General features: G+C 36.6%; 4 protein-coding genes. 2 read left to right on the plus strand and 2 right to left on the minus strand.

Features of this window, described 5'->3' with window-relative positions; genetic code table 11:
- Positions 1–57: helix-turn-helix domain-containing protein (locus F6K22_RS42550; protein ID WP_363273500.1), on the minus strand; the 57-nt coding region annotated here is incomplete at its 3' end.
- A 938-nt stretch (positions 58–995) separates the two neighbouring features.
- Positions 996–2,078, minus strand: a complete 1,083-nt coding sequence (recA, locus tag F6K22_RS28370; protein WP_293105813.1) for a recombinase RecA — start codon at positions 2,076–2,078, stop codon at positions 996–998.
- Between the two features lie 793 nt (positions 2,079–2,871).
- Between recA and F6K22_RS28375 the strand changes: the two genes are divergently transcribed.
- On the plus strand, positions 2,872–4,005 hold the full coding sequence (locus F6K22_RS28375; RefSeq protein ID WP_293105816.1) for a DegT/DnrJ/EryC1/StrS family aminotransferase: 1,134 nt from the start codon (positions 2,872–2,874) through the stop codon (positions 4,003–4,005).
- 1,239 nt (positions 4,006–5,244) lie between these two features.
- On the plus strand, positions 5,245–6,052 hold an 808-nt coding region (gene crtB / locus F6K22_RS28380), incomplete at its 3' end, for a cyanoexosortase B (RefSeq protein ID WP_293105819.1).

Here is a 6,052-nt window from a genome sequence, read left to right on the forward strand (position 1 = left end):
CAGATTTTCCTGTTCAGGAGTTGGGTAGAATCTAAATTTGTACGCTTTTTCGACCATCTACTGTTTATTTGTCAATGTTTACATTGTAGCATATTATATGTGAAACCACAACATTGATTGGTTTTCCCATGCGACGCTCCCCTGCGGGAGAGCGCGGGTCAAGGACCAACGTTGAGATAAACTTTATACATAAATATAGTCATATATATAGGACTTACGCACCAGACCATGTATATAGCGTTCCAAACTCTAGCGCTATAGTTTCTCAAATCTATATATAGTAAATTGGCGTAAGTCCTCATATAGTTAAATATATTCATATGGTCTCTATACATTTGGGATCTGATTGAGATAATTTAGCAATGTTAGGACTTACGCACCAGACCATGTATATAGCGTTCCAAACTCTAGCGCTATAGTTTCTCAACTCTATATATAGTAAATTGGCGTAACTCCTCATATAGTTAAATATAGTCATATGGTCTCTATAAATTTGAGATCTGATTGAGATAATTTAGCAATGTTAGGACTTACGCACCAGACCATGTATATAGCGTTCCAAACTCTAGCGCTATAGTTTCTCAACTCTATATATAGTAAATTGGCGTAACTCCTCATATAGTTAAATATAGTCATATGGTCTCTATAAATTTGAGATCTGATTGAGATAATTTAGCAATGTTAGGACTTACACATCAGACCATGTATATGGCGTTCCAAACTCTAGCGCTATAGTTTCTCAACTCTATATATAGTACCTTGGCGTAAGTCCTGCTCCTCTAAATTCCCCGTTTATCCTGTAGGGGCGATTCGCGAATCGCCCCTACGACCCCTGAATCCTAGCCCTACTACTCATACTTTCCATACGCAAACCCTAATTATTAATTGTTAATTATTAATTATTGAACAATTAGCAACGCCAAAAAGATTATAGTTGCGTAATTTTTTAGATATCCAATTAACGCAACTATGAAACACTAAAGTACAGCTAAAATTTACTCTTCCTCTAGAATTTCATCCTCATCTTCGTCGTCTTCTATTTCATCAACCCGTGCCACAGAATTAGCCGAAACTACAGCACCCTCACTTAATTGTTTCCGAACTTTATCTTCAATTTTTTTGGCAAAGTCAACATTTTCTTCCATATAGGCAATAGCTTTTTCTCGACCTTGAGCAAAATTACTTCCTTCGTAGCTATACCAAGCACCTCTACGTTTAATTACATCCGTCTCTTCCGCTAAGTCAATAATACAGCCAACATTAGAAATTCCTTTACCAAAAATAATATCAAATTCAGCAATGCGGAACGGAGGAGCCACCTTATTTTTAGCAACTTTTACCTTAGCATGAATACCATATTCCTCTGAAGATTTCTTCAGAGTTTGTGTGCGACGAATATCAAGTCTGACCGAAGCATAGAATTTAAGAGCATTACCACCAGTAGTAGTTTCTGGATTACCATAGACAACACCTATTTTTTGGCGAAGTTGGTTGAGAAAGACCACCGTACAACCAGATTTACCAATATTACCTGTAATTTTCCGTAGCGCTTGACTCATTAAACGAGCCTGAAGACCCATGTGAGAATCTCCCATATCTCCCTCAATTTCAGCCCTAGGTACCAATGCTGCTACCGAGTCAACAACCACAATATCAACAGCTACAGAACGAACAAGTTGATCCACCACTTCCAAAGCCATCTCGCCAGTATCAGGTTGAGAGACCAATAAATTTTCAATATCTACTCCTAATGCAGCAGCATAAGTAGGGTCTAGAGCGTGTTCTGCATCTACAAAAGCTGCTATACCTCCAGTTTTCTGAGTTTCGGCGATCGCGTGTAATGCCAGGGTAGTTTTTCCAGAACTTTCTGGCCCATAGATTTCAATAACTCTGCCCTTGGGTAAGCCCCCTCCCAATGCTAAGTCTAAGGTTAGTGCCCCACTAGGGATTGTTTCTACCTTCATGCGGGTAGCATCTCCCAAACGGACAATTGACCCTTTACCAAAACTTTTTTCTATGGTTTTGAGGACTGAATCTAAAGCTTTTTGTTTTTCTTTATTATCTGTAGCTGAAGCCATTTGTTTTTTTCCCAACTTACACTAGATAATGGCTACCCAATAAGGGTAAATGTAGTTTTTCATACTGCATTATCGTAACATTTTTAAAATTCTATTATTCGATAATACATATAAAATATTATTAAGATTATAGTATTTAGGAAAAGAGACCTAGTTTAGAGAATAAACATAGAACAAAAATGGACTTTATCGGTTCTTGTTGATAATTTCTGGTGCACGATGGCGGAAATAACTGACCAGTTACAAAATCCTTGTAGTGTCACTACTAACCAATACTTTTGACTTTTGAATTTTGACTTCCGCGTAGCGGCACCAGTAGTCCAAAAATCCCAATTGATGGGCTAGAGATGTTTGAACTCATAAAAACTATACCCAGTTTTTATCCCTGATAATTCTCGTGGTAGAGCACCAGATTATATAGACGATCATTATACATACCCAACTTATTTGTAGCAATATTTGATAGATTACCAGCAGATAATCTTATGCCCCGATCATTTTCAGGAGTTATTTGTGCTATCTTATACATACCAATTAAGACAACTTAATGTATAAAACCATACCCAAAAGCAGTAATCAAAAGAATTGGGTCTAAAACCCCAAACCCCACCTTGATTGGTGAAATATTTTTGGAGGGTTGCTCAAAATCCCTCGTGACAAAAACAACTTCTGAGTTCTGACTTCATTAAGCTCCTCCCCTTAAGGAGAATGTGACTTCTGTCACCGAAGGTTTTTCAGACCATAGCCAAAGCTGACGGGTTTCCAAACAACCGATTAATATTATATGTAGAGTATGCCAAAAAATATTCCTTTCGTTGACCTAAAACTCCAGCATCAACCACTTAAAAGTGAATTAGAAAATTCGATTCAGGCAGTATTAGAAAGAGGAGATTTTATACTTGGTCAAGCAGTAGAAAAATTTGAGTCCTCATTCGCTACAGCTTGTGGAGTGGAAAATGGTATTGGAGTTTCTTCTGGCACAAATGCTATAGCACTTGGACTTCAAGCTTGTGGTATTGGTCCAGGAGATGAGGTAATTTTACCAGCTAATACATTTATTGCAACTTTAATTGGGGTACTTCATGCTGGTGCTACCCCAGTGCTAGTAGACTGTCATGCTGAAACTGCCTTAATTGACTTGGAAGCTGCTCAAAAAGCTGTCACATCCAAAACCAAGGTAATATTGCCAGTACACCTTTATGGTCAAATGGTAGCTCCCAGTAAACTAAAAGACTTTGCTCAAGGTAATAACCTAATTATATTTGAAGATGCAGCCCAAGCTCATTTGGCACAAAGAGAAGGTTACTATGGTGGAAGTGTAGGAACTGCTGCTGCGTTTAGCTTCTATCCTAGTAAAAACTTAGGTTGCTTTGGTAATGGAGGAATGGTTATTACTAACAATGCGGAGGTGGCAAATAAAATGCGAAGTCTCCGTAATTATGGAGCGCCCCGTAAATATGTCCATGAGGAAGTAGGTACAAACAGTAGACTTGATACAATACAAGCTGCCGTACTTAATGTCAAGCTCCCTTATTTAGAAGGTTGGAATAGCGATCGCAACCAAGCAGCTCAAAAATACGATACCCTCCTCAGCCCCATGAAAGAGAAAGGTATTATTCCGATACAGAATTTGAGTGGTACTGGTCATATTTATCATTTATATGTGATTCGAGTCACTGACAAATCTCCAATTAACCGGGATATCCTGAAAGAGAAATTAGGAGCAGCAGGAGTTTCTGTTGGTATCCATTACCCCATACCCTGTCATCTCCAACCAGCTTACCAAAACTTAGGCTATAAGCAAGGAGATTTTCCCAACAGTGAAATTCTAAGTCAACAGATTTTATCTTTACCCATGTATCCTGTAATTAATGAAGAACAAATTAATCACGTTGTTGAGACAATGTTTCAAATTATAGGTAAGTAATTGGTAAGTATTCAGCTATCAGCTTTATAGAACCTATTTAAAATCTCCTTGTCTAATCATCAGACTTACAATTTCTTGGTTTAATCATTATTGGCATAAATAGTTATACTCGGCAATTACCGAAAAATTAATAATTAATAATTATAAATTAAATACCTTGGTTAAAAGCCGACCCCCATAGGGGAAAAAGTAGTCGTTTAGCTAGCGCACAACGGGCGTTAACGACTGTCGCCGACATGAAAAGGGGAGCGGTTCTGCATTCTTCGGGAAACCTAGCCAGATCCAATCGACCAAAGAGAAAAGTGCTAGGATATTTTCCGATATTCAATTCCCTTACGGTTTTAACCTTCTTGTAATTATCAATTATCCATTAATGAACTAGCCTGAAATTGCTGGATATATTAGCTACTTCAGCAAGTGTATTTAGCTTGATCAAGATACAAAATGGGTTCTATACAAAATGAAGTTTTATGGCAGTATTTAGAGAGTAAAGTGCCATTTAAAAATATGGTTCAAATTACATCCTAAGACCTGAAGCTATCCGTAGCAAATGTGTTTAATGCCTTCACAAAAAAAATTTGTTTGTTCAGCATAAAAAACCGAAATACTGACCGCGAGCTAAATGAATACTTACGCTAATTGTTAGTAAGCATTTCCTGCGGAATTCTGCGCAAACAGCTATTAGTAGTCAGCTCTCAGCTTTTGAATGTAATAACTTACTAAGATTACCGAATTATTAATTATTAATTGTTAATTAAATAATTGTGGTTTAAAGCCTCCCCTTTTAAGATGATATTTCCCAATCTTCAATTCCCGAGCGGTTTTAACCTTCTTGTAATTATCAATTATCCATTATCAATTATCAATTAATGAACTGATGACCAATTACATTTCCTTTCCTTACCGAATGCTACGCAAACATAACTTTTTAATTCTCCTTGGAGACTAATTCCTCTTGCCAATATAATGAGTTAATAACTAATAGCTGTTAGCACAGCTCCTCTGTTAGCGCAGCTCCTCCGGAGGAGGCAAGAGGCTAGCTGATAGCTGACCGCTGAATGCTTACAATTGTTAACTTCATTGATTTTAAATTCAGGGTGTTATCATAAAACTATCATCTAAAATTCATGGATTTAAGTTATTAAATTAGGGTGAATAGAAAAATATAATATTATTTTTCATTATCTACAAAATCAAAAAAAGTTTAATTTTAAATAGCAATAAATAAAACAAAAAAAAATGCAAACTCGTCAAAAATTTCCTATTGCCATTGAGCAAAACTTACTGACAATAGCGATCGCCGCTTTAATATTTCTGATGTATGCTCCGCTGATCATATATTGGTATGATGGGTGGCTAAATAAAAGTATAAGTATAGAGCATGAATATTTTAGTCATGGAATAATAGGTATACCTTTTGCTGCTTATATTGTTTGGAATAATCGGCATAAATGGGAAAACTTACCTAATATTTCTAATCCCTTGGGAGCAGTATTATTAGGAATTGCAGGAGTTTGGTATATCAGTGGTATTCCAGACTTAATAAACTTATCTTTTCCCATAATATTGGCAGGAATTTGCCTTTGGTTTAAAGGAATACCTGGTTTAAAATTAATGGGTATGCCACTACTCTTTATTTTGCTTGCTAGTCCTAATCATATTCCCTACTTAATTGAACCTTATGCCTTACCTCTACAGAAATTTATTGCTGCAGTTGCCGGGTTTATTTTGACTCAGTTGCACATGGAGGTTATTGTTGAACAAATATATTTATATGTCGGGGATAGAATTGTTGAGGTTGCGCCGCATTGTGCAGGTTTAAAAATGTTATTTACCAGCATCTATGTTTCTCTAATGTTGCTTTATTGGACTGGGGCTATAGCAAGTCGCGCTAAGACAACTTTTTTACTGGTTAGTACAGTATTAGTTAGTGTTAGTGCAAATATTGTGAGAAATACTGTACTAACAATTTTTCATGGTACAGGTCAGGATGAAGCTTTTCATTGGTTACATGATGGATGGGGTGGAGATATGTATTCTGCCTGTA

This window comes from Okeania sp. SIO2F4 (assembly GCF_010672385.1).
GTDB lineage: Bacteria > Cyanobacteriota > Cyanobacteriia > Cyanobacteriales > Microcoleaceae > Trichodesmium.